General features: G+C 69.8%; 20 protein-coding genes and 2 pseudogenes. 13 read left to right on the forward strand and 9 right to left on the reverse strand.

The features are described 5' to 3' along the window. Positions 1-6: 6 nt before the first annotated feature. Positions 7-711, reverse strand: a complete 705-nt coding sequence (locus ACIBL3_RS15305) for a LysR substrate-binding domain-containing protein (RefSeq protein ID WP_396353921.1) — start codon at positions 709-711, stop codon at positions 7-9. A gap of 39 nt (positions 712-750) precedes the next feature. On the opposite strand from ACIBL3_RS15305, the gene ACIBL3_RS15310 reads away from it, so the two are divergent. After that, positions 751-1,122, forward strand: a complete 372-nt coding sequence (locus ACIBL3_RS15310; protein WP_396353922.1) for a DUF5997 family protein — start codon at positions 751-753, stop codon at positions 1,120-1,122. On the opposite strand, the gene ACIBL3_RS15315 is transcribed toward ACIBL3_RS15310, so the two are convergent. Then, on the reverse strand, positions 1,103-1,561 hold the full coding sequence (locus tag ACIBL3_RS15315; RefSeq protein ID WP_396353923.1) for a GNAT family N-acetyltransferase: 459 nt from the start codon (positions 1,559-1,561) through the stop codon (positions 1,103-1,105). The two genes, ACIBL3_RS15310 and ACIBL3_RS15315, sit on opposite strands and share 20 nt — an antisense overlap. An 85-nt stretch (positions 1,562-1,646) precedes the next feature. Between ACIBL3_RS15315 and ACIBL3_RS15320 the strand changes: the two genes are divergently transcribed. The 4 genes from ACIBL3_RS15320 to ACIBL3_RS15335 are packed head-to-tail and all read left to right on the forward strand — an operon-like array spanning position 1,647 to position 5,461. Beyond that, positions 1,647-2,903, forward strand: a complete 1,257-nt coding sequence (locus ACIBL3_RS15320) for an ABC transporter substrate-binding protein (RefSeq protein ID WP_396353924.1) — start codon at positions 1,647-1,649, stop codon at positions 2,901-2,903. Between the two features lies 1 nt (position 2,904). Next, the gene (locus tag ACIBL3_RS15325) at positions 2,905-3,585 is read left to right on the forward strand and encodes an amidohydrolase family protein (RefSeq protein WP_396353925.1); all 681 of its coding nucleotides are present in this window, start codon (positions 2,905-2,907) and stop codon (positions 3,583-3,585) included. Then, positions 3,582-4,331: an amidohydrolase family protein gene (locus ACIBL3_RS15330; RefSeq protein ID WP_396353926.1), complete on the forward strand. Its 750-nt coding sequence runs from the start codon at positions 3,582-3,584 to the stop codon at positions 4,329-4,331. The genes ACIBL3_RS15325 and ACIBL3_RS15330 overlap by 4 nt, the downstream gene beginning before the upstream one ends. Then, positions 4,328-5,461, forward strand: a complete 1,134-nt coding sequence (locus ACIBL3_RS15335) for a DegT/DnrJ/EryC1/StrS family aminotransferase (protein WP_396353927.1) — start codon at positions 4,328-4,330, stop codon at positions 5,459-5,461. The genes ACIBL3_RS15330 and ACIBL3_RS15335 overlap by 4 nt, the downstream gene beginning before the upstream one ends. Here the strand turns inward: ACIBL3_RS15335 and ACIBL3_RS15340 are convergent. Together ACIBL3_RS15340 and ACIBL3_RS15345 are read right to left on the reverse strand one after the other, a co-directional pair. Continuing rightward, entirely contained in the window at positions 5,448-6,971 is a 1,524-nt protein-coding gene (locus ACIBL3_RS15340) for an FAD-dependent monooxygenase (protein WP_396353928.1), read from the reverse strand. The two genes, ACIBL3_RS15335 and ACIBL3_RS15340, sit on opposite strands and share 14 nt — an antisense overlap. After that, positions 6,964-7,917 (reverse strand): MBL fold metallo-hydrolase, encoded by a 954-nt coding sequence (locus ACIBL3_RS15345; protein ID WP_396353929.1) that lies wholly within the window; start codon positions 7,915-7,917, stop codon positions 6,964-6,966. The genes ACIBL3_RS15340 and ACIBL3_RS15345 overlap by 8 nt, the downstream gene beginning before the upstream one ends. A 70-nt stretch (positions 7,918-7,987) precedes the next feature. Here ACIBL3_RS15345 and ACIBL3_RS15350 point away from each other — a divergent pair, with 70 nt between their 5' ends. Next, a complete protein-coding gene (locus ACIBL3_RS15350) occupies positions 7,988-9,331 on the forward strand; it encodes a sulfatase-like hydrolase/transferase (protein WP_396353930.1) in 1,344 nt (447 codons plus the stop codon). On the opposite strand, the gene ACIBL3_RS15355 is transcribed toward ACIBL3_RS15350, so the two are convergent. Beyond that, the gene (locus ACIBL3_RS15355; protein WP_396353931.1) at positions 9,328-10,467 is read right to left on the reverse strand and encodes a pyridoxal phosphate-dependent aminotransferase; all 1,140 of its coding nucleotides are present in this window, start codon (positions 10,465-10,467) and stop codon (positions 9,328-9,330) included. The two genes, ACIBL3_RS15350 and ACIBL3_RS15355, sit on opposite strands and share 4 nt — an antisense overlap. Positions 10,468-10,576: 109 nt before the next feature. Here ACIBL3_RS15355 and ACIBL3_RS15360 point away from each other — a divergent pair, with 109 nt between their 5' ends. Beyond that, a complete protein-coding gene (locus ACIBL3_RS15360; protein WP_396353932.1) occupies positions 10,577-11,425 on the forward strand; it encodes an NAD-dependent epimerase/dehydratase family protein in 849 nt (282 codons plus the stop codon). Position 11,426: 1 nt separating this feature from the next. Here the strand turns inward: ACIBL3_RS15360 and ACIBL3_RS15365 are convergent, their stop codons facing one another. From ACIBL3_RS15365 to ACIBL3_RS15375, 3 genes and pseudogenes are all read right to left on the reverse strand, one after another. Then, on the reverse strand, positions 11,427-11,600 hold the full coding sequence (locus ACIBL3_RS15365; protein ID WP_396354197.1) for a BBE domain-containing protein: 174 nt from the start codon (positions 11,598-11,600) through the stop codon (positions 11,427-11,429). A gap of 730 nt (positions 11,601-12,330) precedes the next feature. Beyond that, positions 12,331-12,783 (reverse strand): annotated as a pseudogene (locus ACIBL3_RS15370) (FAD-binding protein); the annotation flags it as partial. Positions 12,784-12,825: 42 nt separating this feature from the next. After that, complete coding sequence (locus ACIBL3_RS15375) at positions 12,826-13,542, reverse strand: alanyl-tRNA editing protein (protein ID WP_396353933.1); 717 nt, start codon at positions 13,540-13,542, stop codon at positions 12,826-12,828. Positions 13,543-13,656: 114 nt separating this feature from the next. Between ACIBL3_RS15375 and ACIBL3_RS15380 the strand changes: the two genes are divergently transcribed. The 6 genes from ACIBL3_RS15380 (at position 13,657) to ACIBL3_RS15405 (ending at position 23,857) form a co-directional block, all read left to right on the forward strand. Further along, positions 13,657-14,313: a hypothetical protein gene (locus ACIBL3_RS15380; RefSeq protein WP_396353934.1), complete on the forward strand. Its 657-nt coding sequence runs from the start codon at positions 13,657-13,659 to the stop codon at positions 14,311-14,313. Positions 14,314-14,321: 8 nt separating this feature from the next. Beyond that, a complete protein-coding gene (locus ACIBL3_RS15385) occupies positions 14,322-14,873 on the forward strand; it encodes a DUF6529 family protein (RefSeq protein WP_396353935.1) in 552 nt (183 codons plus the stop codon). An 11-nt stretch (positions 14,874-14,884) separates the two neighbouring features. Then, positions 14,885-15,289, forward strand: coding sequence for a Rieske (2Fe-2S) protein (locus ACIBL3_RS15390; RefSeq protein WP_396353936.1), 405 nt, complete (start codon positions 14,885-14,887; stop codon positions 15,287-15,289). A gap of 33 nt (positions 15,290-15,322) precedes the next feature. After that, positions 15,323-15,976 (forward strand): LLM class flavin-dependent oxidoreductase, encoded by a 654-nt coding sequence (locus tag ACIBL3_RS15395; RefSeq protein WP_396353937.1) that lies wholly within the window; start codon positions 15,323-15,325, stop codon positions 15,974-15,976. Between the two features lie 84 nt (positions 15,977-16,060). Further along, a complete protein-coding gene (locus ACIBL3_RS15400) occupies positions 16,061-21,574 on the forward strand; it encodes a carboxyl transferase domain-containing protein (RefSeq protein ID WP_396353938.1) in 5,514 nt (1,837 codons plus the stop codon). Between the two features lie 9 nt (positions 21,575-21,583). After that, positions 21,584-23,857: a penicillin-binding protein gene (locus ACIBL3_RS15405; RefSeq protein ID WP_396353939.1), complete on the forward strand. Its 2,274-nt coding sequence runs from the start codon at positions 21,584-21,586 to the stop codon at positions 23,855-23,857. Here ACIBL3_RS15405 and ACIBL3_RS15410 read toward each other — a convergent pair. Beyond that, a pseudogene (locus tag ACIBL3_RS15410) lies at positions 23,854-25,734 on the reverse strand (primary-amine oxidase); the annotation flags it as partial. The gene ACIBL3_RS15405 and the pseudogene ACIBL3_RS15410 sit on opposite strands and share 4 nt — an antisense overlap. Between the last annotated feature and the right edge of the window lie 31 nt (positions 25,735-25,765).

Consider the following 25,765-nt stretch of genomic DNA (forward strand, 5'->3'; position numbering starts at 1 on the left):
CGAATGCTAGCGGCGAGGTCTGCCGCGCCGGCGCGCCGCCTTCCGGGGTGGCTGCTGGGGAGGTTTCCGATCGGCCTTCTGTGTGGCCTTCTGGGCCGGCTTCTCCGCGGATCCGCGGCTGCTGTTCACGGTTCGCCCGCGGACGATGCCGATGAACTGCTCCATCAACTCGGTCGTCTCGTCCTCCGGCCACGCCAACGCGACCCCGGACTCCGGCGCCTCCAGCAGCGGCCGGTACGTGAGGTCCCGCCGGTGGTGCAGCCGCGCCACCGACATCGGTACGACGACCAGCCCGGTGCCGGCTGCGACGAGCTCAATGGCCTCCGCGGTAGTCGCCGGCCGCGTGTCGATCACCCGCCCCGGCGGACCCGCCCAATCCAGTACGTCGTCCTGCGGGTGCAGCATCAGCTCGTCCGCAAGGTCCTCCGCGGCCACCTCTTCGACCGCCGTGACCACATGGTCCTTCGGGACCACAACCACCGTCGTCTCGACGTACAAGGGGATGGCGTGCAGCCCGGTCCGGTCGATCGGCAGGCGGAGTAACGCGGCGTCGAGCTCGCGACTCCGGACGAGCGCGACGGCCGCTGCGTTGGCGACCTGGATGAGGTCGAGCGGTATCCCGCGGGACCGCTCCTGCCAGATCCGCGCCCACTTGGCGGGCGTCACCCCCGGGACATACCCGAGCCTGAACGACGATTGCGGGCCGGTCACCTGCTCAGGTTACCGGGTGTGATCGCTACCCTTACTCCCATGACGGCGCGCAAGACCTCCCAGACCATGAAGCCCGCGACGGCGGCGAAGAAGCTGGGGGTGTATCTCCAGGCCACTCCGGCGGGCTTTCAGGAGGGCGTTGTCTCTCGCGATGAGCTGAACGCGTTGCAGGCCGACCCGCCCGAGTGGCTGCGGGATCTCCGGCGCAACGGTCCGCACCCGCGGTCCGTGGTTGCCGCAAAGCTGGGTGTCTCGATCAGTGGCCTGGCCCGCGCGGGCATCACCGAGGCGCTCACCACCGACCAGATCGAGGACCTGAAGTCGGAGAACCCGGACTGGCTCCAGCATGAGCGTGAGACACAGGCCGAGGTCCGCAAGGAAGCCGCCCGGCTCAAGGAACGCGAGCAGTAGCCGGTTCGCGGATCATGTAGACGTCGATCGGGTCCTCGTCCTCGACGACGAACCCGTGGCGTTCGTAGAGGCGCTGAGCCGGGCTGCCCTGCAGGACGTTGAGCCGGACGGGCACGCCGTCGGCGTCGGTTCGCTCCAGCAGGCTGCGCAGCACGGCTGATCCGAGGCCGCGACCGTGCAGGTCCGGAGCGAGGTAGAAGTGCTCCAGCCACTGCCCGTCCTCCGCCGGCCGCACGGTGACACACCCGGCAAAGGTGCCGTCGGCCACGATCACCGACGTGTGCTCCGGCGAGAACGAGTCACGCAGCCGCTGCCGCACCCGATGCTCGTCGTACCGGCCCAGCCGCTCCAGGTCCGGGCGCATCACCTCCGCTCGCAGCTCGGCGATCACCTCGACATCCCCAGCCTCCGCCGCCCGCAGCACCCACGTCGTCTCCACCCCCGAAGTATCTCAGTCCGGCTGAGTGGTTGACGTCCGCGGGGCCGTGGGCTGTACTTTCGGTCCTGACCGTAAAGGAGGCTCGATGAGGATCAAGCGTCTGGGGGCGCCGCTGGCCGCGGCGGTCGTGGCGGCCGGGCTGAGTGCCTGTGGTGGTGGGTCGGGGGAGGGGGAGTCGGCGAAGCCGGTCACGGTCTGGATGTATCCGGTGATCGCCGACGAGAAGGCGGCCGTGGCCTACTGGTCGCAGGTCGAGAAGGACTTCGAGGCGGCGAACACCGACGTCGACCTGACCATCGAGCACCAGCCGTGGGCGAACCGGGACCAGAAGCTGGCCACCGCGTTCTCCGGTGGCAAGGGCCCGGACGTGCTGCTGCTCGGGCCGGACCAGATCCCGCAGTTCGTGAAGACGGGTTCGCTGGAGCCGGTGGACAAGGTGCTCGAGGCGGACAAGGCGAAGTTCCTGCCGGGTGCGCTGGAGGCGCTGACCGTCGACGGCAAGCTGTACGGCGCGCCGATCTACCACACGGTCACCACCACGCTCTACAACAAGTTGCTGCTCGACAAGGCCGGGATCGCGAAACCGCCGGAGACCTGGGACGAGATCAAGGCGGCTGCGCCGAAGCTCAAGCAGGCCGGCGTCGCGACGCTGGACTACTCGGCCTCCCCGGAGACCTCGCTGAACCTGAGTTTCTACCCGCTGCTGTGGCAGGCGGGCGGCTCGGTGTTCGCCGAGGACGGCATGAAGGTCGCCTTCAACCAGGCGCCCGGCGTCGAGGCGCTCACGTTCATCAAGGGCCTGTACGACGCCGGCGCGATCCCGAAGAGCAGCCTGACCAACGCCAACGTGGTCGCCGACCAGGCCCTGGGCAAGCAGCAGGTGGCGATGGGGTTCACCAACACCCTGATCGACGCCAAGACCGTGAACTCCAGCTGGGGCGCGGCCAACGTGATCGTCGGCGTACCGCTGCAGAACAAGAAGCGGGTCGGGTTCGGGCTGCCCGGCGGGTTGGCGGTGAACGCGGGGTCGAAGAACATCGAGGGCGCCGAGAAGTTCCTCAGCTTCATGACCCAGCCCAAGCAGGTGATCAGCCTCGGTACGGCGTCCAACTACCTGTCACCGCGGACCGACGCGCCGGTGCCGGCCTCGGACGAGCAGTCGAAGAAGTTCGAGGAAGCCCTGCAGTTCGCCTTCCACGGTGAGGTGAACCCGGCGGCCCGGCAGGTGATGGCCTTGCTCGCGGTCGAGATCCAGGCGGCGCTGACCGGCAAGAAGACCCCGCAGCAGGCGCTGGACGACGCGGCCAAGCAGGCTGACGACCTGCTGTCCAGACAGCGGTGACATGAGAGTCGTCGACGTCAACCGGATCCTCGGGCCGGTGCCGGTGGGCGACGTGCCGAGCAGGGACGTCGCCGGACTGGTCGCCGAGCTCGACCGGTTGGCGATCGACGCCGCCTGTGTCGTCCACTCGCACGTACTCCACTACGACCCGGTGACGCCGGTCGCCGTACCTGGGCATCCACGGTTGACCAGCGTGCCGGTCGTCGTACCCGGGCCGTTGGGGACGCCGGTGCCGGAGGCTCGCATCGTCCGCCTGTGTCCGGCCGAGCATCAGTTCGCGCTCGCCGGTCCGCAGGGGCTCGAGCTGGCGAGAGAGCTTGCCGAGCGCAACATCACCGTGCTGCTCGGGTGGGAATCCACCAACGCCGGTGATGTCCATCGGCTGGCGGCCGAGGTGCCCGCGCTGCGGATCGTGCTGATCAACACCGGGTATCGCGCCTTGCGCGAGCTCGCCGATCTGCTGGATGCGCACGCAGAGATCCGGGTGGACACCGCGAGTCTGTGCGGGCATCTTCAGGTCGAGTGGATGGCGAATCGGTACGGCGCGCACCGCGTCCTGTTCGGCACCGGAGCACCCGAGACCGACGACGCCGGGCCGCGGTTCCAGCTCGGTCACCTCGAGCTGCCGGCCGCCGACGTCGAGCTGATTGCCGGGGGCAACGTGCTGGAGCTGCTCGGATGATCATCGACGCCCACGGGCATCTCGGCGGCTGGTTCGCGTTCGCGATCGCGGACAGCTCGACCGAGAGCCTGCTCCGGGTGATGGACAGCTGCGGGGTCGACACCATGTGCGTCTCGCACCTGCTCGCGATCGGACCGGACTCCCGGGCCGGCAACGCGCTGCTGCTGGACGAGCTCACGAAGTACCCCGGCCGCTTCCTCGGGTACGTCGTCTACGACCCGCACGACCCCGAAGCGCCGGCGCGGACGGCCGACCTGCTCACGCGACCCGGCGTGATCGGGCTGAAGCTGCACCCGGACACCCATCAGGATGAGCTGGACGGACCCGGTTACGCGCCCGCCTTCGAGCTCGCTGCCGAGCACGGTCGTGTCGTGCTGTCGCACGGCATGTACGGCTCGCCGTGGTGTGGCCCGGAGCGGTTCGCGAACGTTGCCCCGCGCTACCCATCCGTCCAGCTGCTGATGGGGCATGCCGGTCTGTTCCCGGCCGGTCTGCCCGCGGCTGCCGAGGTCGCGCAGCAGTACCCAAACGTCACGCTCGAGATCTGCAGCTCCCGATTGACCGCGCGGCACGTGGCCTGGCTGGTCGGTGCGGTCGGCGCGGATCGGATGGTGTTCGGGTCCGATGCCTTGTTCCTCGACCTGCGTGTCGGCCTGGGCCGGGTGCTGCTCGCGCCTATCAGCCCTGCCGACCGCGACCAACTGCTGTTCGGCACCATGACGAGGCTCCTGGAGGGCTCGCGATGACGCTCGCTGTCGACGGTGGCACCCCGGTACGACGGACGCCCTGGCCGAGCTGGCCGCCGCCGGCGACGAAAGAACAACGCGAACTGCTTCTCGAAGTCCTCGACAGCGGCGCCTGGGGAGCGACCTCGGGGACGAAGGTCGACGAGTTCACCGAGGCGTTCGCGCGCTCGGTCGGAGCGCCGTACGGCGTGAGTGTCGTCAACGGGACCGTGGCACTCTTCCTCGCGCTGCGGGCGGTCGGAGTCGGCCGGGACGACGAGGTGATCGTGCCCGCGTACACGTTCGTGGCCAGCGCGACCGCCGTCGTCCTCGCCGGTGCGCGCCCGGTGATCGCCGACGTCACCCCGGACACGTTGCACCTGGATCCGGACGCCGTCGGACGCCTGATCGGCCCGCGGACCAAGGCGATCATGCCCGTCCACCTGGCCGGCGCCCCGGCGGATGTCGGGGCGTTCAGGCGGTACGGCGTACCGATCGTCGAGGATGCCGCGCAGGCGCATGGTGCGATGTGGCACGGCCGGCCGGTGGGGACGGCGGGGGATGCGGCGTGCTTCAGCTTCCAGTCCAGCAAGGCGATGACGGCCGGCGAGGGTGGGCTGATCGTCACGGGCGACGAGGAGGTGCACCGGCGGCTCTGGGCGTTCCACAACGTCGGACGTCGCCTGGACGGTGGTTGGTACGAGCATCCCGACGTCGGGTGGAACCTGCGGATGACCGAGTTCCAGGCCGCCGTACTCCTGCCGCAGCTCGCCACCCTCGACGAGCAGGTCGCGACCCGGCAGCGCGCGGTCGGCTTCCTGCGCCGGCATCTGGACATCCTTCCGGAACCCGAAGGCACGACCCGGAGCAGTCACCATCTCGCGCTGCTGCGGTACGACGCGAACTGCAGCAAGGCCGAGTTCGTCGAGGCGATGACGGCCGAGGGGGTGCCGCTGGACTTGGGGTACCGGTCGTTCTCTCGGGAGGCCGCGCTCAGCGCCTACACCGAGCTGAAGCCTTGTCCGGTCGCCGAGGCGGCCGAGGACTCGATCGTGTGGATCCGGCAGAGCATGCTGATGGCGGACGAGGAGGCGCTGACGGACATCGTGACCGCGGTCGCCAAGGTGGAGCGGGCCTTCAAGAACCGGTAAGTGCACGGTGCAGCGCAGCCGGAACGGACCGCGAGTCGGTGAGGACGGCGGCGACATGGCCGTCCGGCCGGATCAGCCAGGACTCGCCGGGACGTGCGCCGAGTACGGAAGGATCAAGGCCTAGCTCGGCCAGGCTGAGCACACGGTGCGGAGCGGGCGTCTCCAGACCGACTGAGTCAGTGGTTGTCAGGAGCAACAATCCGTCGCGGACCAGCTCACGCAGCCGGCCACCATGCACAGGTGCGTCGGGCACGATGATGCCGGGACCCGGCGCCGGCAGTTGGCCACGGGGTGGGCGGCCGGTGAACGGGCGGGTCGGATCAGGGGTGGTCAGCGGCGAATCGACGTACCAGAAGGGCTCGGCGAAGCGGCCGGAGTCCACGTGCACGACCTTGGCCGGATCGGCGAGCGCGGCGTCGAGGAGGGCTCGCCGCCGTGACCAATGTGCCTCGTCGGGTGGCACCAGGAAGCGCATGGTCGCGCTGGTGATCTCGAGGTTCTCCATCGCGGCCGCGTGCCGTTCGTCGTGGTAGGTCTCGAGCAGTGTCTCCGGGGCCCAGCCGTGCAGGACGAACGCGAGCTTCCAGGCCGCGTTCTCGGCGTCGGGGACACCGGAGTTCAGGCCGCGGGCGCCGAACGGGGCGTAGAGATGCGCGCAGTCCCCGGCGAGCAGGACCCGCCCGACCCGCATCCGGTCCGCACACCGGGACTGAAACCGGTACACCGACTGCCAGACGATCTCGTACGGGCGGTCGCCGAGGATCATCCGGATCCGCGCGTCCAGCCGCCCGTCCGCGCGCTCGGCGTCCGCGTCGAAGTCCTCGGGCACCTGCCAGTCGATCCGGTACGTCGAGTCCGGGCAGGGATGGATGAGCACCTGGCGATCCGGGTTCCAGACCGGGTCGAAGTAGAACCGCCGCTCGGTCTCCCAGCCCGGTAGGTCGGCCCGCAGGTCGCAGATCAGGAACCGGTCGTCGAAGCTCTCACCGGCGAACGTCACCCCGAGCTGTTGGCGCAGCGACTCGGCCTTCGCTCCGGCGCACAGAACGGCGTACGCGACCTGGAGCTTGCCGGAGCCGCAGGTGAGCGTCACGCCGTCGTCGTCCTGGGTGATCCCGGTGACCTCGTGGTTCCACCGGACATCGATCAGCGGTTGGGCGGCGATGCATTCGTCGAGGATCTCCTCGGTGCGGCTCTGCGAGATGTTCACGCACGCCGGCAGCGCCGAGCGGCCGGGATCCGCGAAGGACCAGGAGAACAACTCGCGGTCGCGGTAGAACGTCCGGGCCGTCGTCCAGGCCAGGCCCTCGCGGACGATCCGGTCCGCGCCGACCGAGCACCAGATGTCGAGGACGTCGCGCTGCTGGCAGATCGACTTCGAGCCGACGGCTTCGCGGCCGGGGCGCTGGTCGAGCAGGATCACCCGGAGACCCCAGCGGGCGAGCAGCAACGCGGTGGTCTGGCCGACCGGTCCGTTGCCGACCACCGCAACCGGCGTGCCGTCATACAAGGCTGTTCCACACCTCGCGGTCACGTTCCGCGGTCCAGATCCGCGGCCAGTCGATACCGTCCAACTCGTCCCACAGCCGCTGGACGTCGAACGGCAGGCAGTGCTCGAAGATCGGCCAGTGACCGTACTGCGGCGCCAGGGCCGCATGCGCTTCCTGGAACCCCTCGGCCACCGTCCCACCCCGCGAGTGGACCGCCCCGACCTTCTCCCGCAGGACGAGCAGGAAGTGCCGAGTCTGCTCGATCGCGGCGTCGACCGCCTCGCGTCCCCGCGGTACGGCGCCCCGCCCGCCGACCAGCGCCTCGGCTTCGAACGCCTGCACCCGGTCGAGCGTCCCCGTCGACCAGTCGGTGTGGAACGCGTCCCCGGTGTAGAGCGCGGCCTGTGCTTCGACCAGATCGCCCGCGAACAGCACGCGCTGCTTCGGCAGCCACGCGACGATGTCGCCGGCTGTGTGCCCGCGGCCGCAGTACTGCAGGACCAGTTCGCCGCGTTGCCCGCCGAGGTCGATGGTGAGCTGGTCGGAGAACGTCACGTCCGGCCACGTCAGGCCCGGGATCGAGTCAGGCTCCTTGAACAGGCGCGGCATCCGCCCGAACTCGCTGTCCCAGTCCTGGCGCCCGCGTTCCGCGATCAGCTTGCGGGTGTTCTCATGCGTGATGATCACGTCGGCGCCGAACGCGGACGCGCCGAGCACCCGCACCGCGTGGTAGTGGCTGAGCACCAGGTACCGCACAGGCTTCGTGGTGTGCTCCCGCAGCTGGTCCAGCCACTCCCGCGCCGCCACCGGCGTCGCCCGCGCCTCGAACGCGACCACGAAGTCCTCGCCCTCGATCGCGCCGACGTTCGGATCACCTTCAGCCGTCAGCGCATACACGCCCTCGGCCAGCACCTCGAGCGTCTCCGTCTTCGCAGCCAGGTCCCCCGAGGACGCAAACGGCTTCATCTCAACCTCCACGACCGATTCCTGCCACACACCGTGACACCTGCAGCGTTCCCGGTAAAGGATCGACGCTATGAGCCCGAATGTTGTCGTCTTTCTGACTGATCAGCAGCGGTGGGACACGAGTGGTTTGCACGGGAACCCGGTGGGGTTGACGCCGAACCTGGATCGGGTCGGGCGGGCGGGGACGCACTTCGCCAACTCGTTCACGAATCAGCCGCTGTGTACGCCGGCGCGGGCGACGCTGCAGACCGGGCTCTACCCGACGACGGCGGGGCCGCATCGCAACGGCATCCCGTTGCCCGCGGACGCCAGGACGCTCGCGCACCGTTTCGGTGCCGCCGGCTACGAAACGGCGTACGTCGGGAAGTGGCACCTCGGCGATTCGTCGTCGCGCGGACCGGTCCGGACCGAGCAGCGTGGGGGATACGAGCACTGGCTGGCCGCGAACGCGCTCGAGCACACGTCGGACTCCTACAACACGATCGTGTACGACGGCGCCGGCGCGCAGGTGAAGTTGCCCGGGTACCGCGTCGACGCGCTGACCGACGCCGCGATCCGGTACGTCGCCCAGCCGAAGGTCCGCCCGTTCTTCCTGTTCCTGTCGTTGCTCGAACCGCATCACCAGAACCGCCGCGACGACTACCCGGCCCCTGAGGGCTACGAGGAGGCGTACCGGGGCGCGTGGACACCGCCGGATCTGGCGACGCTCGGTGGGACGTCGTACCGGCAACTGCCCGGGTACTACGGGATGGTCAAGCGGATCGACGAGGCGTACGGGCGGTTGTTGGATGCGCTGACCAGCCTCGGGTTGCGGGACGACACGATCGTGCTGTTCACGTCCGATCACGGGAACCACTTCAAGACGCGGAACTCCGAGTACAAGCGGTCCGTGCACGACGCCTCGATCCGGGTCCCGACCGTGGCCACCGGCGGCATCTTCACCGGCGGCGGTCAGGTGAACCAGTTGCTCAGCCATGTCGACCTCCCGCCGACCCTGCTCGATGCCGCTGGGCTCCCGGTGCCGAAGGAAATGCAGGGCAGATCCGCCGTACCGCTGCTGCACGACCGCCGCGCCGAGTGGGGTGACGACGTCTTCGTCCAGGTCAGCGAGTCGGAGACCGCCCGTGCGGTGCGGACCCAGCGGTGGAAGTACGGCGTTGTCGCCCCGGACTGTGATCCCGCCGCACCCGGCGCCGACCGCTACGTCGAGACCTACCTGTTCGACCTGATGGCCGACCCGTACGAGCTCGACAACCTGATCGGCTACCGCTCACACGCCCACGTCGCGACACGACTGCGGGAACGGCTGGTCCGCCGGATGGTCGACGCCGGCGAAGCAGCACCGACGATCGACCTCAGCCCCTCGCGGGACTCAGGTCAGCTGTCCATCGAGCCGTCCGAGGCGGAACTCTAGGACGTCAGGTCCTTGAACGCCGCCAGCGCCCGCTGGATGTTCTCGATCGAGTTCGCGTACGAGAACCGCAGGTGGCCCTCGCCGTACGCGCCGAACGCCGTGCCCGGCAGGCAGGCCACCCCGGCTTCCTCGAGCAGCCGGTCGGCGAGCGTCGCCGCGGACTGGCCGAGCTCGGTGATGTTCGGGAACGCGTAGAACGCGCCGCCCGGCTCGACACAGGACACACCCGGTACGGCGTTCAGCCCCGACACGATCACCTCGCGGCGCTCCCGGAAGGCTTCCAGCATGGTGTCGACGTCGTCCCACGGACCTTCGAGGGCGGCGATCGCGGCGTGCTGGCTGAAGGCCGACGTACAGGAGACCGAGTTGATCACCAGCCGGGTGATCGGCTCGACCAGCGGCTGCGGGAACACGCCGAAGCCGAGCCGCCAGCCGGTCATCGCGAACGTCTTCGACCAGCCGTCGAGCAGGATCGTCCGCTCCGCCATGCCGTCGAGGTCGAGCACGCTGTGGTGATCGCCGTCGTACCGCAGCGCCCAGTAGACCTCGTCGCTGAGCACGACCAGGTCGTGCCGGATCGCGATCTCGGCGATCGCCTCCAGCTGTTCGGGGGTCGAGGCGCTGCCGCACGGGTTGTGCGGGGAGTTCAGGATCAGCAGCTTGGTCCGGTCGGTGACCAGCGACGCGAGCTCCTCGGGGTCGATGACGAACCCGTTCTCCTCGCGCAGTGGCACCGGCACCGGCTTCGCGCCGGCGAACGACGCGATCGAGGCGTACATCGGGAAGCCCGGGTCCGGGTAGAGGACCTCGTCACCCTCCTCGCACAGCGCCAGGATCGCGAAGAACATGATCGGCTTGGCGCCGGGCGTGACCAGCACCCGGTCCGGCGTGGTCGTCAGCCGGCCGGTCCGCTCCAGGAAGTCCGCCACCGCGGTCCGCAACTCGGGGATGCCGGGTGCGGGCACGTAGTGCGTGTGGCCCTTGTCGATCGCCTGTTGCGCGGCGGCCGCGACGTGCGCCGGGGTGTCGAAGTCCGGCTCGCCGATCTCGAGGTGCACGATCTCCCGGCCGCTCGCCTCCAGCGCCTTGGCCTTGGCCAGCACCTCGAACGCAGACTCGGTCCCGAGACGTTCCATCCGCCCAGCTAGTTTCACAACTCTGAGCCTAGTCCACCCGTTGGTTATGCGCTGAGAGCGCTTGCCGTGAGTGGAATCATCGGGATCAACAGCTCGAGAAGGAGTGCGGATGGCACGGGTAGCGGTCACCGGAAGCAGCGGCAAGCTCGGTCGCGCGGTCGTCGACCACCTGGTGGACAACGGGTGGGACGTGGTCGCCCTGGACCAGGCTCCGCCGGCTCGGCCCGGGGTGACGTCGACGCGGGTCGATCTGACCGATTTCGGCCAGACCTACGAGGCGCTGGCCGGGATCGACGACCGGCACGACGGCGTCGACGCGGTGGTCCATCTGGCCGCGATCCCGGCGCCCGGGCTGCGGCCGAACGCGGCCACGTTCGAGAACAACATGGTCGCCACCTACAACGTGTTCTCGGCGGCGTTGCGGGCGGGCGTGCGCAACATCGTGTGGGCGTCGAGCGAGACCGTGCTCGGACTGCCGTTCGACGAGTTCCCGCCGTACGTGCCGGTGGACGAGGAGTACGCGCCGCGGCCGAACAGCACGTACTCGCTCGTCAAGACGCTGGAGGAGGAGCTGGCCCGGCAGCTGGTCCGGTGGCACCCGGACCTCAAGCTGATCGGGCTGCGGTTCTCCAACGTGATGTACCCGGAGGACTACGCGAACTTCCCCTCGTTCGACGCCGACGCCCGGTCGCGCAAGTGGAACCTGTGGGGCTACATCGACGCCCGCGACGGCGCCCAGGCGGTCCGCAAGGCCCTCGAGTACGACGTCACCGGCACGGACGTGTTCATCATCGCGAACGCGGACACGGTGATGACGCGGCCGAACGAGGAGCTGCTGGCCGAGGTCTTCCCCGGCGTGCCGGTGAAGCGCCCCTTCGGCCCGAACGAGACCCTGCTGTCGATCGACAAGGCCCGCAACCTCCTCGGCTACGACCCCCAGCACTCCTGGCGCGACTGAGTCACCAGGCAGGACCGAAGGGGAACACCTTGTCCGGGTCGTACGTCGCGCGCACCTCGGCCAGCCGGGCGAACGTGTCCGCCGGCCAGCACGCCTCGTACGACCCGGGGAACGAGAAACCGGCGTCGAAGTTGACGATCGACTCGGGCGCGATCCACTCGCGCAGCCAGCACACCGTCGACCACCCCCGGGAGCACCGTCTCGAACAGGCTCGGATCGGGTACGCCGATGATCACCAGGCTGTAGGCGCTGCTCCGCCCGCCGACCGCACTGCCCTCTGGTACGTCGCGGTGCATCGCGCCACCGAGTTGCCGGATCTCGATCGCGATCAGCGGCAGCTGCCGGTGCGGACCGACCGCCTCGAGGAACGCCGAGACGAACCCGGAGTCGACGTCGGTCAGCACCCGGCCACGGTCGAACGCCGGCGTCGGGTCCTTCGGGTCGTTGTGGATCAGCGCGATGTCGGTGGCCGGCATCTCGCCGACGCCGTCGATGATCGCCGTACCCGCGTCCCGGATCGGCCGGAACAGGCGCTCACCCTCGACCGGGTCGCCGACGAAGGCGAAGCGCACGCTGAGAACCGTCTTGCCCCGCAGCGGTTCCGGGATGAACTCCAGCGGCGGCAGCCGGAGGATCACGACCGACGTGTTCGCGGTCTCGGGCAGCGTCTTGGTCCACTCGGCCCAGGTGCCGAACACGCCGGCGATGTCGTCGGCGTCGAAGAAGACCGAACCGCCGTACAGGGTGCTGAGCTCGACCAGCGCGAAGTCCATCGCGGTGACCACGCCGAAGCCGCCCTTGCCGCCGCGCAGTGCCCAGAACAGGTCGGGATTCTCGGTCGCGCTCGCCGTGACGGCCTGGCCGTCGGCGGTCACCACGCGGAAGCTGCGCGCCCAGTCGGACGAGAAGCCGTACGTGCGGGACAGCGGTCCGACCCCGCCCCCGAGGGTGTAGCCGACGCAGCCGACGGCGTCGGACGCACCGATGACCGGCGCCAGCCCGTGCTCACCCGCGGCCGCGATCACCTCGGCCCACTGGCTGCCGGCCGGGATGTGGGCCAGCTTCGCGTCTGGATCGACGATGACACCGGTCAGGCGCGACGTGTTGATCAGGACACCATCGGTGATCGGCACCGGTGATCCGTGCCCGGTTGCCAGGACGCGCACCGGCTTGCCGGCGTCGGCCGCCGCGCGCACTGCCGCCACGGCATCGGCCTCCGACGTGATCCCGACGGCAACCTCAGGACTGTGCTGTGCGGCCAGGTTGAACCCCGTCACCTCGGCTGCGAACCCGTCGTCCTCCGGCCCCAGAACCGGCCCCTCGACCACGTCGCGGAGCCTCTCCACCATGTCGGTCATGGTTCCTCCCCTCTCCGTCCCGCAGTCTTCTCCCCGAAGGGGTCAGACGATCCGGACGCGGAGGCGGCGGAAGCCGCGGCCCTTGCTCTCCATCTTGACGACCTCCATGCGGCCGATCATCGCGGTGGACGCGACGTGGGTGCCGCCGTCGGCCTGGGTGTCTAGCCCTTCGATATCGACGATCCGGACCACCTCGATGTCCGGCGGCAGCAGGTTCGTGGCGGTCCGGATGATGTCCGGGATCGCGAACGCCTCCTCGCGCGGCAGGTTGGCCACCGTGATCCGGCGGTCGGTGCGGATCTCGGCGTTGACCGCCTCGGCGACCCGGTCCTTGAAGTCCGGAGGCACCTCGGCCAGGTCGAAGTCCATCCGGGCCGTCAGCGGCTCCATGTTCCCGCCGGTGACCAGCGCGCCGAAGTCACGGAAGACCACACCGGTCAGCACGTGCAGGCCGGAGTGCGTCCGCATCAGGTCGGTACGGCGTTCGTCGTCGAGCGCACCGCGGACCGTGGTGCCGACCGGCGGCACGGGGTCCTCCTCGTGCAGCACCAGGTACTGGTCGTCACCCTTGACCGTGCCGAGCACACGAGTCCGCACCCCGCCCCACAACAGCACGCCGTGGTCCGGCGGCTGACCACCGCCACCGGGGTAGAACGCGGACCGGTCGAGCACGATGCCGCGTTCCGGGTCGACGCCGACGACGACCGCGTCCCACTCCCGCAGCGTCGCGTCGTCCAGATCAAGCCGATGGGTGCCCATCCGCCGAATCTAGCAATGTGCCCGAGCCGTTGAACCGAGCCGTCGACTGAGCCGTGATTGAAGCGTTGACCGCAGCCGTGGTGGCCGCGATTCTCTTCTGGGAGGGTGGGGGAGATGGGACAACGCAGTCCGCTGGTGACGCTCGCGGCCGCAGCCGTCGGGCTGGTCGCGCTGCTCGTCGTGAACAGCACCCAGACCGGCACCCTCGCGTCGCCGCCCGCTGCCGCGCCCGCGACCGCGACTCCGTCTCCTTCTCCTGAGGTGCCCCAAACAACCCCGCCGCCCAGCCCTACAGCGACCCCTAGCCGGCAGCAGGTCGTGGCTGTCTTCACCGGTCGTACGACGGGAGGCGAAGCCACCCTCGCGATCGCGGTGAAAGGCGGTCGGGCCGTGGCGTACGTCTGCGACGGCCGCAGCGTCGAGGCCTGGCTGACCGGAACCCACGACGGTGGCCGGCTCGCGTTGCGCTCCAAGTCCGGTGAGCGACTGAGCGCCACCCAGTCCGCCGAAGCGGTCACCGGCACAGTCACCGTCCGCGGCCGGCAACTGTCGTTCACGATCGACAAGGCCGATCCACCGGCCGGCCTGTACCGTGCGCGGACGTCCCGCAACACCATCGGCTGGATCGTCCTGCCCGACGGCAGCCAGGTCGGCGTCGACAACGACGGCACCCCGGCTCCCGCGCCGCCACTCGATGCGGCCAGCGGTACGGCGACCGTCGGCGGCGCCCCGGTCACGGCGACGTCGATCACCGGCGACGAGACGTTCTGAGGAGAGCCATGACGACGACGGCGCCGGTCCGAACCGCAAGCAGGGCCGTGATCCCGCTATCCGTTGGCGCCGCGGTCGCCATCGCCCTCGGTGTCTACGGGCGGCTGCACGACCCGACCGGTGTCGCGATCAACGTGGCCGGCTTCTCGAGCCCACAGTCGGTGAAGGCCTGGCTGGCAACGCTGGCTTTGCTGCTGGCCGTCGTACAACTGGTCTCGGCGGGGGCCTTGTTCGGGCACATCAAGGCATTGGCGGGGCGACGGTGGGTCGGGCCGTTGCATCGGTGGTCGGGGCGAGCGGCCATCGCGGTCACGCTGCCAGTGGTCGCGCATTGCCTTTACGCGTTGGGATTCCGGTACGACGAACCGCGCGTGCTGATCCACTCCCTGCTGGGTTGCTTCTTCTACGGCGCGTTCGCGGCCAAGATGCTGACGCTGAGCCGGGACGGCATGCCGCGCTGGCTGCTGCCTGCGGTCGGCGGAGCCGTCTTCACCGGTCTGGCCGGGCTGTGGCTGACCTCGTCGCTGTGGTTCTTCACCACCTTCGGCATCATTCGTTGAAAGGACCCGCTGTGGACGAACCGAGTCGCCGTACTGTCCTCGCCGCAGGTGCGGCCGCCGTCGCCGCGGTCGCCGGCTGCAGCACGTACGGCGAACCGCAGAGCCCACCCGCCACGTCGGCCCCGGCGGGCGCCGTGCTTGCCAAGACCAGCGACGTGCCGGTCGGCGGGGGCATCATCATCGCGGACAGCCAGACCGTCATCACGCAGCCGACGGCGGGCACGTTCAAGGCGTTCACCTCGATCTGCACCCACCAGCAGTGCCCGGTGGCCAGCGTCGAGGGCGGCACGATCAACTGCGACTGCCACGGGAGCAAGTACGCGATCGCGGACGGGTCCGTCGTGAAGGACCCGGCGCCGGCGCCGCTGGCCGCCAAGCAGATCACCGTCTCCGGTGACTCCATCCAGCTTGCTTGAGCTCAAGTGCTCTTCAACTGACAGGCTTCCGGCATGGTCGAATTCGGAGTACAGGTCACGCCGACCGAGCAGGTCGGGTTGCATCGGGAGCTGGTCGCGGCGGCCGAGGAGGGCGGGGTCGACCTGGTCGCGGTTCAGGACCACCCGTACGCGCCGACCCAGCTGGACGCCATGACGGTGATCGGCGATCTGCTGGCCCGGACCGAGCGGCTGCGGTTCTTCCCGGACGTTGCACCGCTGCCGCTGCGGCCACCGGGTCTGCTGGCTCAATCGACCGCAGCTCTCGACGTACTGTCCGGCGGGCGGTTCGAGCTCGGGCTGGGCGCCGGCGGCATCCCACGTGGCATCACCGGCATCGGCGGTCCGGACCGAACGCCGGCCGAAGCCCTGGAGGCACTCGAAGAGGGGATCGGCCTGCTCCGGCGACTGTGGACCGAGCCGGGCCGAGTGGTTGCTGACGGCAAGTACTACCCGCTGAACCTGCGCACCGGGCCGGTTCTTCGCCCGGCTGGCGACCGAGCAGCCGTTCCGGACGTTCGTGTTCTGGCCGGAGCAGCACAACCTGACCCAGATCACCCGGTTCGCGACGGACGTCGTACCGGCCACCAGGGCGCTCCTGGGGTAGTTACCACGAGTGACGACGCACCGGATCAGGGGGGCGACTCGACGGTAACGCTTCCGGGCTGAAAACCTGTGCGCGCGGAAGGCCAAGTCTTTGCGATCCAGGAACAGCCCTTCCGTACAACGCAAGGTGAGACACGGAGGCGGTCGATGTTCAAGCGTATCGCAGTGGTGAACCGGGGCGAGGCCGCGATGCGGCTGATCAACGCGGTGCGTGAGCTCAACGCCGAAGGCGGTGAGCCGATCGAGACGATCGCGCTGTACACCGACGGTGAGCGGACCGCTACCTTCGTGCGCGAAGCCGACATCGCCTACCCGCTCGGCCCGGCCTCGGCCCGGCCGTACCTGGACCTGCAGGTGCTCGAGCGCGCCCTGCGCGAGACCGAGGCCGACGCTGCCTGGGTCGGCTGGGGCTTCGTCGCCGAGGACCCCGCGTTCGCGGAGCTGTGCGACCGGATCGGCGTCACCTTCATCGGCCCGCCGGCCGAGGCGATGCGCAAGCTCGGCGACAAGATCGGGTCCAAGCTGATCGCCGAGGAGGTCGGCGTACCGGTCGCGCCCTGGAGCCGCGGCGCGGTCGAGTCGCTGGACGCCGCCCTGGAGGCGGCCGCATCGATCGGCTACCCGCTGATGCTGAAGGCCACCGCGGGCGGTGGTGGCCGCGGCATCCGGGTGATCCGGTCCGCCGAGGAGCTCGAGGACGCGTACGCGCGGACCAGTGAAGAGGCCGCCCGGGCGTTCGGCAGTGGCGTGGTCTTCTTGGAGCGACTCGTCACCGGCGCCCGGCACGTCGAGGTCCAGGTGATCGCCGACGGCCAGGGCACCGCGTGGGCGCTGGGTGTCCGCGACTGCTCGGTCCAGCGCCGCAACCAGAAGGTGATCGAGGAGTCCGCCTCCCCGCTGCTGTCCGCGCCGCAGGTCGAGGACCTGAAGGCCTCGGCCGAGCGGCTGGCCCTCGCGGTCGGCTACCGCGGCGCCGCGACCGTCGAGTTCCTGTACCACCCGGGGGACAAGACCTTCGCCTTCCTGGAGGTCAACACCCGGCTGCAGGTCGAGCACCCGATCACCGAGCTGACCACCGACTTCGACCTGGTGAAGGCGCAGGTCCACGTCGCTTCCGGCGGGCGGTTGGACGGCGCCAAGCCGGGGGAGACCGGTCACGCGGTCGAGGCGCGCCTGAACGCCGAGGACCCGGACCGCGACTTCGCGCCGTCGCCGGGACGAATCGCCGTACTGGACCTGCCTGCCGGGCCTGGCGTGCGGGTCGACACCGGGGTGAGCGCGGGGGACAGCATCCCCGCCGACTTCGACTCGATGATCGCGAAGATCATCGCCTACGGCCGGACCCGGGACGAGGCGCTCGCGCGGCTGCGCCGGGCGGTGGCCGCGACCACCGTGCTGATCGAGGGCGGCACCACCAACAAGAGCTTCATCCTCGAGCTGCTGGACCAGCCGGAGGTGATCGACGGCAGCGCCGATACCGGTTGGATCGACCGGGTCCGTGGCGAGGGCCGGCTGGTCTCGCACCGGCACTCCGGGGTCGCGCTGGTCGCGGCGGCGATCGAGGGGTACGAGGAGGCCGAGCAGGTCGAGCGGGCGCGGTTGCTGGAGACCGCCCACGGTGGCCGGCCGCAGGTGCAGCACGAGGTGGGTCGCGCGATCGACCTGAAGCTGCGCGGTGTCGGGTACCGGGTGACGGTCGCGCGGATCGGCCCGGACCGGTTCCGCGTCGGCGTCGGCAGCGGCGACACGTTCAAGGTCGTCGACGCTGAGCTGGAGCGCCTGGACTCCTACACCGGCCGGCTGGTCGTCGGTGGGCAGCGGTTCCGGCTGGTCACCGCCACGCACGGACCGGTGCACCTGGTCGAGGTGGACGGTGTGACGCACCGCGTGAGCCGCGACGAGGGCGGCGTACTGCGTTCGCCCGCACCGGCGCTCGTGGTCGCGACGCCGGTCCAGAGCGGCAGCGTGGTCGAGGCCGGCGCGCCGGTGCTTGTCCTCGAGAGCATGAAGATGGAGACGGTGCTGAACGCGCCGTTCAAGGCCACCGTCAAGGAGTTGCTCGTCGCCACTGGCAGCCAGGTTGAGACCGGCGCGCCGCTGGTCCGGCTGGAGCCGGTCGCCGACGACGGTGCGGCCGAGGAGGCTGCGCCGGTGGAGAACGGCGTGAAGCTGGACCTGCCGAACGGGTCGGGGGAGAAGTCGGCGGCCGAGCGGGCCGAGCGTGGGCTGGACGACCTGCGCAGCATGCTGCTCGGGTTCGACATCGACCCGCGGGACGAAGGCGGCATGCTGGCCGACTACCTGGCCGCGCGGGCAGAGCTGTCCGACCCGCCGGTGAACGCCGAGATAGAGCTGCTGCAGGTGTTCGCGGACTTCGCCGAGCTGAGCCGCAACCGGCCGGCCGGTGAGGAGATCAGCACCGAGAACCGGGTGCACAGCCCGCGTGAGCACTTCCACACCTACCTGCAGAGCCTGGACCCGGAGCGGGGCGGCTTGCCGGCCGAGTTCGAGTCCCGGCTCAGCCGTGTCCTCGGCCACTACGGGGTGACCGACTTCGAGCGCAGTACGGAGCTGGAAGAAGCCGTCTTCCGGATCTTCCTCGCCCAGCAGCGATCCACGCCGGACGTGTTGCTGGTGACGTCGGTGCTGCAGCGCTGGATCGCCGAACCGCGGCCCGCCACACCACTGGACGAGGGCGCCCACGAGTTGCTGGACCGGCTGGTGCTGGCCACCCAGCTGCGCTTCCCGGTGATCGGCGACCTGGCGCGCAGCGTCCGATTCCGCTGGTTCGACCAGCCGCTGGTGGACGCGGACCGTGCCTCGGTGCTGGCCGGTGTGAGCGACGAGGTCGCGGCGCTGGCTGCGGACCAGGCGGCGCCGAACCGCAAGGAGCGAGTCGACGCGCTGGCGGCGATCCCGGAGCCGATCGTCCGCTTCCTGGCCGAGCGGGTGGAACACGGCTGGGGCGAGCGGGAGCCGATGCTCGAGGTGCTGATCCGGCGCCACTACCGCGAGTACGAGCTGCACGACCTGCGCGAGTTCGCCGTCGACGGGCGGCCGTTCGCGACCGCGGACTACTCGATCGACGACCGGCTCAGCCACCTGGTCACCACGGTCGGCACAGTGGCCGAGCTGACCGACCCGGACAGCGGGCTGGTCCGGGCGCTGACCGCGCAGGTCGACGCCCGTCCGGCCGGACACGAGGCAGTCACCGAGCTGTACCTGCACGGCCCGGACGTGCCAGAAGGCCAACAGGAGGCGTCGGACCACGTCCGTAACCTGGTCGACGCCCTCCCGGTCTCCCAGCAGGTACGGCGCTTCACCGTCGCGGTCGCACCTGGTCAGGGCGGACCGGTCTCGTACTTCACGTATCGCCCCTCTGCAGGCACGGTGGCCGAGGACGACAACGTCCGCGGCGTCCACCCGATGGTCGGCCGACGGTTGACCCTGTGGCGGCTGCACGACTTCCGGATCACCCGGCTGGACGCGCCCGAGGACGTCCTGCTCTACCACTGCGTCGCCCGCGACAACGAGGCCGACCAGCGCCTCGTCGCGCTCGCGCAGGTCCGCCAGTTCGCGGTGGTCCGGGACGAGGACGGCCAGGTGACCTCGCTGCCGCACGCCGAGCGGGCGATCGCGAACTGCCTGGAGGCGATCCGCCGGGCTCGTACCGAGCGTGGTGCGGCCGGCGCCAAGCTCGACATGAACCACGTCTGGGTGCACATCTGGCCCGAGATCAAGGCCCAGGTCGACGAGCTGACGGCGCTGCGCCGCAACATCGCCCCACTGACCGCCGGCGCCGGGATCGAGGAGGTTCTGGTCCAGGGGCGGGTGCTGACGCCGGACGACTCGGTCAACCTGCTCGCTGCGCGGTTCTACTACCAGCATGGTGCGGGTGTCGTGACGTCGGTGGAGCAGCCGCCGACCGAGCGGCTGATGCCACTCGACGACTACGCGCAGAAGGTCCAGCGGTCCCGTCGCCGCAACACGGTCTACCCGTACGAGGTCGCCGGGATGGTGTCCGGACCGGGCGGCACGTGGACGGAGTACGACCTGGACGACACCGGCGCCCTGGTGCCGGTGGAACGTCCGCGGGGCCTCAACAAGGCGGGTCTGATCGCCGGCGTCGTCACCACGCCGACCGCTCGCCATCCGGAGGGCGTCACTCGCGTCGTACTCAGCGGCGACCCGACCAAGGCGCTCGGCGCAGTGGCCGAGGGGGAGTGCTCGCGGATCATCGCGGCCCTCGACCTGGCCGAGCGGATGCGAGTCCCGGTCGAGTGGTACTCGCTGTCCGCCGGCGCCCGAATCTCGATGGACTCCGGCACCGAGAACATGGACTGGGTCGCGAAGGCGCTGAAGCGGATCGTCGAGTTCACCCAGGACGGCGGCGAGATCAACATCGTCGTGGCCGGCATCAACGTCGGCGCGCAGCCGTACTGGAACGCCGAGGCGACCATGCTGATGCACACCAAGGGCATCCTGGTGATGACGCCGGACAGCGCGATGGTGCTGACCGGCAAGCAGTCGCTGGACTTCTCCGGCGGGGTGTCCGCGGAGGACAACTTCGGCATCGGCGGCTACGACCGGGTGATGGGCCCGAACGGCCAGGCGCAGTACTGGGCGCCTGACCTCAAGGGTGCGCGGGACGTGCTAATGGCGTACTACGACCACACGTACGTCCTCCCGGGCGAGGGCGGTCCCCGGCGCGCCGAGACGTCGGACCCGGTGAACCGCGACGTGACCACGTACCCGCACAACGTGGCCGGCAGCGACTTCCGCACCGTCGGCGAGATCTTCTCGGCCGTGACCAACCCGGAGCGCAAGAAGGCGTTCGACATCCGCACGCTGATGCGCTCCGTCACCGACCAGGACCACCCGGTGCTCGAGCGCTGGGCCGGGATGGCCGACGCGGACACTGCGGTGGTGCAGGACGCCCGCCTCGGCGGGTACCCGGTCTGCCTGCTCGGGATCGAGTCCCGGTCGGTGCCGCGTCGCGGCTTCCCGCCCACCGACGGGCCGGACACCTACACCGCGGGCACGCTGTTCCCGCGGTCGTCGAAGAAGGCGGCCCGCGCGATCAACGCGGCCAGCGGGAACCGGCCGCTGGTCGTGCTGGCCAACCTGTCCGGTTTCGACGGCTCACCGGACTCGATGCGGAACCTGCAGCTGGAGTACGGCGCCGAGATCGGCCGGGCGATCGTGAACTTCCGCGGCCCGATCGTGTTCTGCGTGGTCTCGCGCTACCACGGCGGCGCGTTCGTGGTGTTCTCCAAGGCGCTGAACCCGTCGATGACGGTGCTCGCGGTCGAGGGCTCGTTCGCGTCGGTGATCGGCGGCGCGCCGGCGGCTGCGGTCGTGTTCGCCGGTGAGGTCAACTCCCGGACCGCTTCGGACCCGCGGGTCGCGGCACTGGCCGAGCGGGTCCGGGAGGCCAGCGGCGCCGAGCGGGCCGCCTTGGCGACCGAGTTGGAGGAGGTGCGAACCGCCGTACGGGCCGAGAAGCTCGGCGAGGTGGCGACCGGGTTCGACCGGGTGCACAGCATCCAGCGAGCCGTCGAGGTCGGCTCGGTCGATGCGGTGATCAGCGCGGCCGAGCTGCGGCCGCGGCTGATCGAGGCGATCGCCGGTGGCCTGGCACGAGGTGATCAGTCCCTTTAATCTGGAGGTATGCACACCGACAGGGGCGGTGGCAGCAAACTTCGCGCACTGGTGACTTTCCTCATCGTGAGCGCGATGTCGGGTGCGCTGGCGGCCGGGTTGGCGATCCCGTTCGCCGGGCTGGCCGGTGTCGGCAGCGAGAAGGCCGTCGAGACGGTGCAGACCCTGCCGAAGGAGCTGGAGATCGACCCGGTCGCCGTCCGCAGCCGGATCCTGGCCGCGGACGGCACCGTGATCGCGACGCTCTACGAGCAGAACCGGGTCCCGGTGTCGCTGAGCTACATCAACCCGATCATGCGCAAGGCGATCGTCGCGATCGAGGACTCGCGGTTCTACGAGCACGGCGCTCTGGACCTGAAGGGCACCGTGCGGGCGATGGTGCGCAACCAGACCGAGGGCGAGGTGCAGCAGGGCGGCTCGAGCATCACCCAGCAGTACGTGAAGCTCAGCCTGATCGAGAAGGCCAAGACCGCCGAGGAGCGGCAGCGGGCCACCGCGGTGACCTACGAGCGCAAGCTCACCGAGCTGCGCTACGCGATCGCGGTCGAGAGCCAGTACTCCAAGGACGAGATCCTCGAGCGGTACCTGAACGTGGTGAACTTCGGCGACGGCGCGTACGGCGTCCAGGCGGCCGCGCAGCACTACTTCCGGACCTCGGCCAAGAACCTCACCCTCGCCCAGGCGGCCCTGCTGGCCGGCCTGGTGAAGAACCCGACCGGCTACGACCCGACCAACAACATGGCCCGGGCCAAGGCCCGCCGCGACCTGGTGATCCGGCGGATGCTCGAACTGGGCGTCATCTCCGTGCACCAGGCGAACCAGGCGCTCAAGACCCCGGTGATCAACCCCGAGCGGGTGCTCAAGGTGCCGAACGGCTGCGCGAGCTCGAAGTACCCCTTCTACTGTGAGTACGTCGTCTCGAAGCTGCTGCAGAACCCGGCGCTGGGCCGGACCGCCAAGGACCGCGAGCACTACCTGAAGACCGGCGGCCTGACCGTGACGACCTCCCTCGACCGGCGGATGCAGAAGGCCGCGCAGGCGTCGATCAACGAGCACGCCCGGCGCACCGACAGCGCGATCGCGGCGATCACCATCGTCGAGCCGGGCACCGGCCTGGTGAAGGCGATGGTGCAGAGCCGGCCGTACGGGCGCGGCGCCTACCAGACCGCGTACAACTACAACGTGGAGAAGTCCTACCCGGGTGGCTTCGGCGGCTTCCAGAACGGCTCGACGATGAAGGCGTTCACCATCGCGGCCGCGCTGTCGAAGGGCATCCCGATGACGTACCGGATCAACTCGCCGCAGCAGATCAACCTGAGCAACAAGCGGTTCCGGACCTGCTCGGGCTGGACCCGGGACCCGGACTACACGCCGCAGAACTCGACCCAGGGCGGCAACCTGACGATGGTCGAGGCGGCCCGGTACTCGACGAACACCTACTTCCTGCAACTGTCGCAGCGGGTCGGTCTCTGCGCGATCGGCAAGACCGCCCAGGCGCTGGGCATGTACAACGGGCAGACACTGGAGCCGCTGGACCAGGTGATCTCGATGACGCTCGGCGTCGGCTACGTGACGCCGTTGATGCTGTCCAACGCGTACGCGACGTTCGCCGCCCGCGGCAAGTACTGCAAGCCGCTGCTGGTCCTCTCGGTCGAGGACAAGTCCCGCAAGCCGGTCGATACCCCGGGGATCGAGTGCAAGCAGGCGCTCCGCCCCGAGGTCGCGGACGGGGTGAACCGGGTGCTCTCCGCGGTGATGGAGCCGGGCGGCACCGGTGGCCGGCTGAACTTCGGCAACTGGGACCTGGCCGGCAAGACCGGCACCATCCAGGACAACTTGGCCGTCTGGTACGCCGGTTACGCGCCGAACCTGGCCGGCGCCGCGGTCGTGGCCGACGCGAACCTGCCGTACACGAACCTGATGTACCGCCACACTCTGGGCGGCCGGGACATCTCCGACCCGACCGGCTCGGGCACCGCCGGTCCGCTCTGGCAGACCGCGATGCAGGGCGCCCTCGACGGCATGCCGCTGAAGCGGTTCGTCGCGCCCCGGCCGGTCGCCGCCGCCGACGGCGACCGCAAGGACATCCCGCCGGTGAACGGGATGAATCCCGACGACGCCGAGGACCGGCTCCGCCAGGCCGGTTTCGACGTGGTCATCGCTGAGGACCTGGTCCGGTCGTCGGAGAACGAAGGCACTGTCGCCTACACCGACCCGAGATCGCGCGAAGGCGCCCCGGAGGGCTCCCTGATCACGATCCACCTGTCCAACGGCGACGGCTAGTGCCCGTGGTCCGGGGCCACGTCGAGTGCCGGGTTCCGGTCGAAGAAGCCGAACGGCTTGAGCCAGAAGGCGATCGTGTCCGCCGGCATCACCGGCCAGTCCTCGACCCGGGTGACGTGATGGATGCCGAACACGTACCAGAGCACCACGTCGGTGTTCTCCAGCGACTCGTCGTCGGCGATCCAGCGCGACATCCCGTCGTCGCCGGCTGACTGGGTCGGGTAGGCGCCGCACGGCCAGCGCTCCTCGTCGTGGTGCCGGGTCACCCAGACCGTGTGCCCGATCACCGGCGCCCGCAGGAACTGCGGAGTCGCCGGATCCATCAACGGCGGGATCGACGCACTCGGGACCAGTTTGTACGCCGGATGGGTGCCCAAGGCATTCACCCGGTTCGGGTTGACGACCTTCCAGGACCGTTGAGTGGCCCAGTCGAAGTCGCGGGCGGCCTCGGACTCGGTCCGGATCGGCGTGGACTCGGTGACCACGGCCAAGCCGTAGGGGTTGTCGCCGGAGACGGGCAGGGCGCGTGAGTCGACCTCGTGCACGGTGTTCCCGTCGCCGTCCACATCGAGGTCGAGCCGGGCGACCAGGAAGTGCTGGTGGAACGGCGCGTACGTCTGCTTGTCGACCACGGTGCCCGTCGCCGGTGCGGAGCCGTCGGCAGCGAACGGCGTGGTGACCATCAGCCCGGTCGCGCGCACCTCGCACTCGATGTTGCCGTCCTGGTAGAAGCGCCAGTAGACCAGGTACTCGTAGTTCGCCACGGTGACGTGACACGACACGACCAGCCGGCGCATCCGCCGTACCTCGGCGCCGGTGGTGTGGTCGACGTGCTTCCACAGCACGCCGTTGTCCTCCTCATGCAGGCAGATCGCGTTCGGGATCGTGTACGGCTCGCCGTGGCTGTCGTGCAGTACGGCGTCCAGGTAGACGATCTCGCCGAGACAGTCGCAGCCGAGCTCGAGCGAGGTGGTCATGAAGCCGAGACCCCATTCGCCGATGTCGAACGCCGTACGGCGGTAGTGGTCGAAGGACGCGTCCCGGTAGGGGACCATCAGCTCCGCGAACGACATCCGGTACGCGATGTCCCGGCCGCCGTACTGCACCTGGTGGATGACCGGGCCCTCGCGGTAGTTGAAGCCCAGCCGCAGCGTCCAGTTCTGCCAGCTGAGCCCGTTGCCGTCGAGGGTGAACGAGACGCCTTCGGGCTGGGTGACGTGCAGCGGCCTGAGGTCGGTGCGGGACGGCCCTGTCCAGGGTCCAGGGGCGTACTCCGCGGTGACCTCGGGCTGGCCGTGGTTGTGGTCGTTCTCGAGCTCGAGGAGCTCCAGCGTGTTCAGGTCGACGACGACCTTGAGCCCGGACACCGGGTGCGCGTACGGATTGCCCTCGGGTGTCTCGCGGTACCAGATGTCGCACCAGCCGAGCCGGCGGTCGCGGTACTTCTGCGGCATCAGCGCCTTGCCGTACGTCCACACCTCGATCAGCACCAGCGACAGGTCGGTGACGCCGCGCTCGGCCAGCGCGGCGATCACCTCCGGGTGGGCACGCATCGCCTCGTCGACCTCGTGGTACTCGTCGACGGTGAAGTTCGGCGTCGCGCCGGGCACGTGCGTCCAGGACTCCACCCGGTCATCGATCAGGTCGACGACGCCCTCCCAGGTCTGGTTGTCGGCCCGGTTCCACAGTACGGCGAACGCCGTCCGCGGAATCGGATCACCCGGACGCCAGGTGCGGACCACCGCCTTGGCCGGCTCGAGCAGCTCGATCGCGGCGAACCGCCAGGACCCGCCGAGCTCCTTGTCCCGGCGCAGGATCGCCGCGGTCCGGCGGAACTCGTCGGCGTCCAGCGGGTCCAGCGGATGCGTCGCCATGGGCTTCTCCTCGTCAGTGCGTAAGGCCTAGATT

The organism is Kribbella sp. NPDC050124 (genome assembly GCF_044460355.1).
In the GTDB taxonomy this organism is placed as follows: domain Bacteria; phylum Actinomycetota; class Actinomycetes; order Propionibacteriales; family Kribbellaceae; genus Kribbella.

Coding starts and splice junctions, on each gene's coding strand:
- ACIBL3_RS15310 (WP_396353922.1), top strand. CDS start 751: ATGACGGCGCGCAAGACCTCCCAGACCATGAAGCCCGCGACGGCGGCG.
- ACIBL3_RS15320 (WP_396353924.1), top strand. CDS start 1,647: ATGAGGATCAAGCGTCTGGGGGCGCCGCTGGCCGCGGCGGTCGTGGCG.
- ACIBL3_RS15325 (WP_396353925.1), top strand. CDS start 2,905: ATGAGAGTCGTCGACGTCAACCGGATCCTCGGGCCGGTGCCGGTGGGC.
- ACIBL3_RS15330 (WP_396353926.1), top strand. CDS start 3,582: ATGATCATCGACGCCCACGGGCATCTCGGCGGCTGGTTCGCGTTCGCG.
- ACIBL3_RS15335 (WP_396353927.1), top strand. CDS start 4,328: ATGACGCTCGCTGTCGACGGTGGCACCCCGGTACGACGGACGCCCTGG.
- ACIBL3_RS15345 (WP_396353929.1), bottom strand. CDS start 7,917: ATGAAGCCGTTTGCGTCCTCGGGGGACCTGGCTGCGAAGACGGAGACG.
- ACIBL3_RS15350 (WP_396353930.1), top strand. CDS start 7,988: ATGAGCCCGAATGTTGTCGTCTTTCTGACTGATCAGCAGCGGTGGGAC.
- ACIBL3_RS15355 (WP_396353931.1), bottom strand. CDS start 10,467: ATGGAACGTCTCGGGACCGAGTCTGCGTTCGAGGTGCTGGCCAAGGCC.
- ACIBL3_RS15360 (WP_396353932.1), top strand. CDS start 10,577: ATGGCACGGGTAGCGGTCACCGGAAGCAGCGGCAAGCTCGGTCGCGCG.
- ACIBL3_RS15375 (WP_396353933.1), bottom strand. CDS start 13,542: ATGGGCACCCATCGGCTTGATCTGGACGACGCGACGCTGCGGGAGTGG.
- ACIBL3_RS15380 (WP_396353934.1), top strand. CDS start 13,657: ATGGGACAACGCAGTCCGCTGGTGACGCTCGCGGCCGCAGCCGTCGGG.
- ACIBL3_RS15385 (WP_396353935.1), top strand. CDS start 14,322: ATGACGACGACGGCGCCGGTCCGAACCGCAAGCAGGGCCGTGATCCCG.
- ACIBL3_RS15395 (WP_396353937.1), top strand. CDS start 15,323: ATGGTCGAATTCGGAGTACAGGTCACGCCGACCGAGCAGGTCGGGTTG.
- ACIBL3_RS15400 (WP_396353938.1), top strand. CDS start 16,061: ATGTTCAAGCGTATCGCAGTGGTGAACCGGGGCGAGGCCGCGATGCGG.
- ACIBL3_RS15405 (WP_396353939.1), top strand. CDS start 21,584: ATGCACACCGACAGGGGCGGTGGCAGCAAACTTCGCGCACTGGTGACT.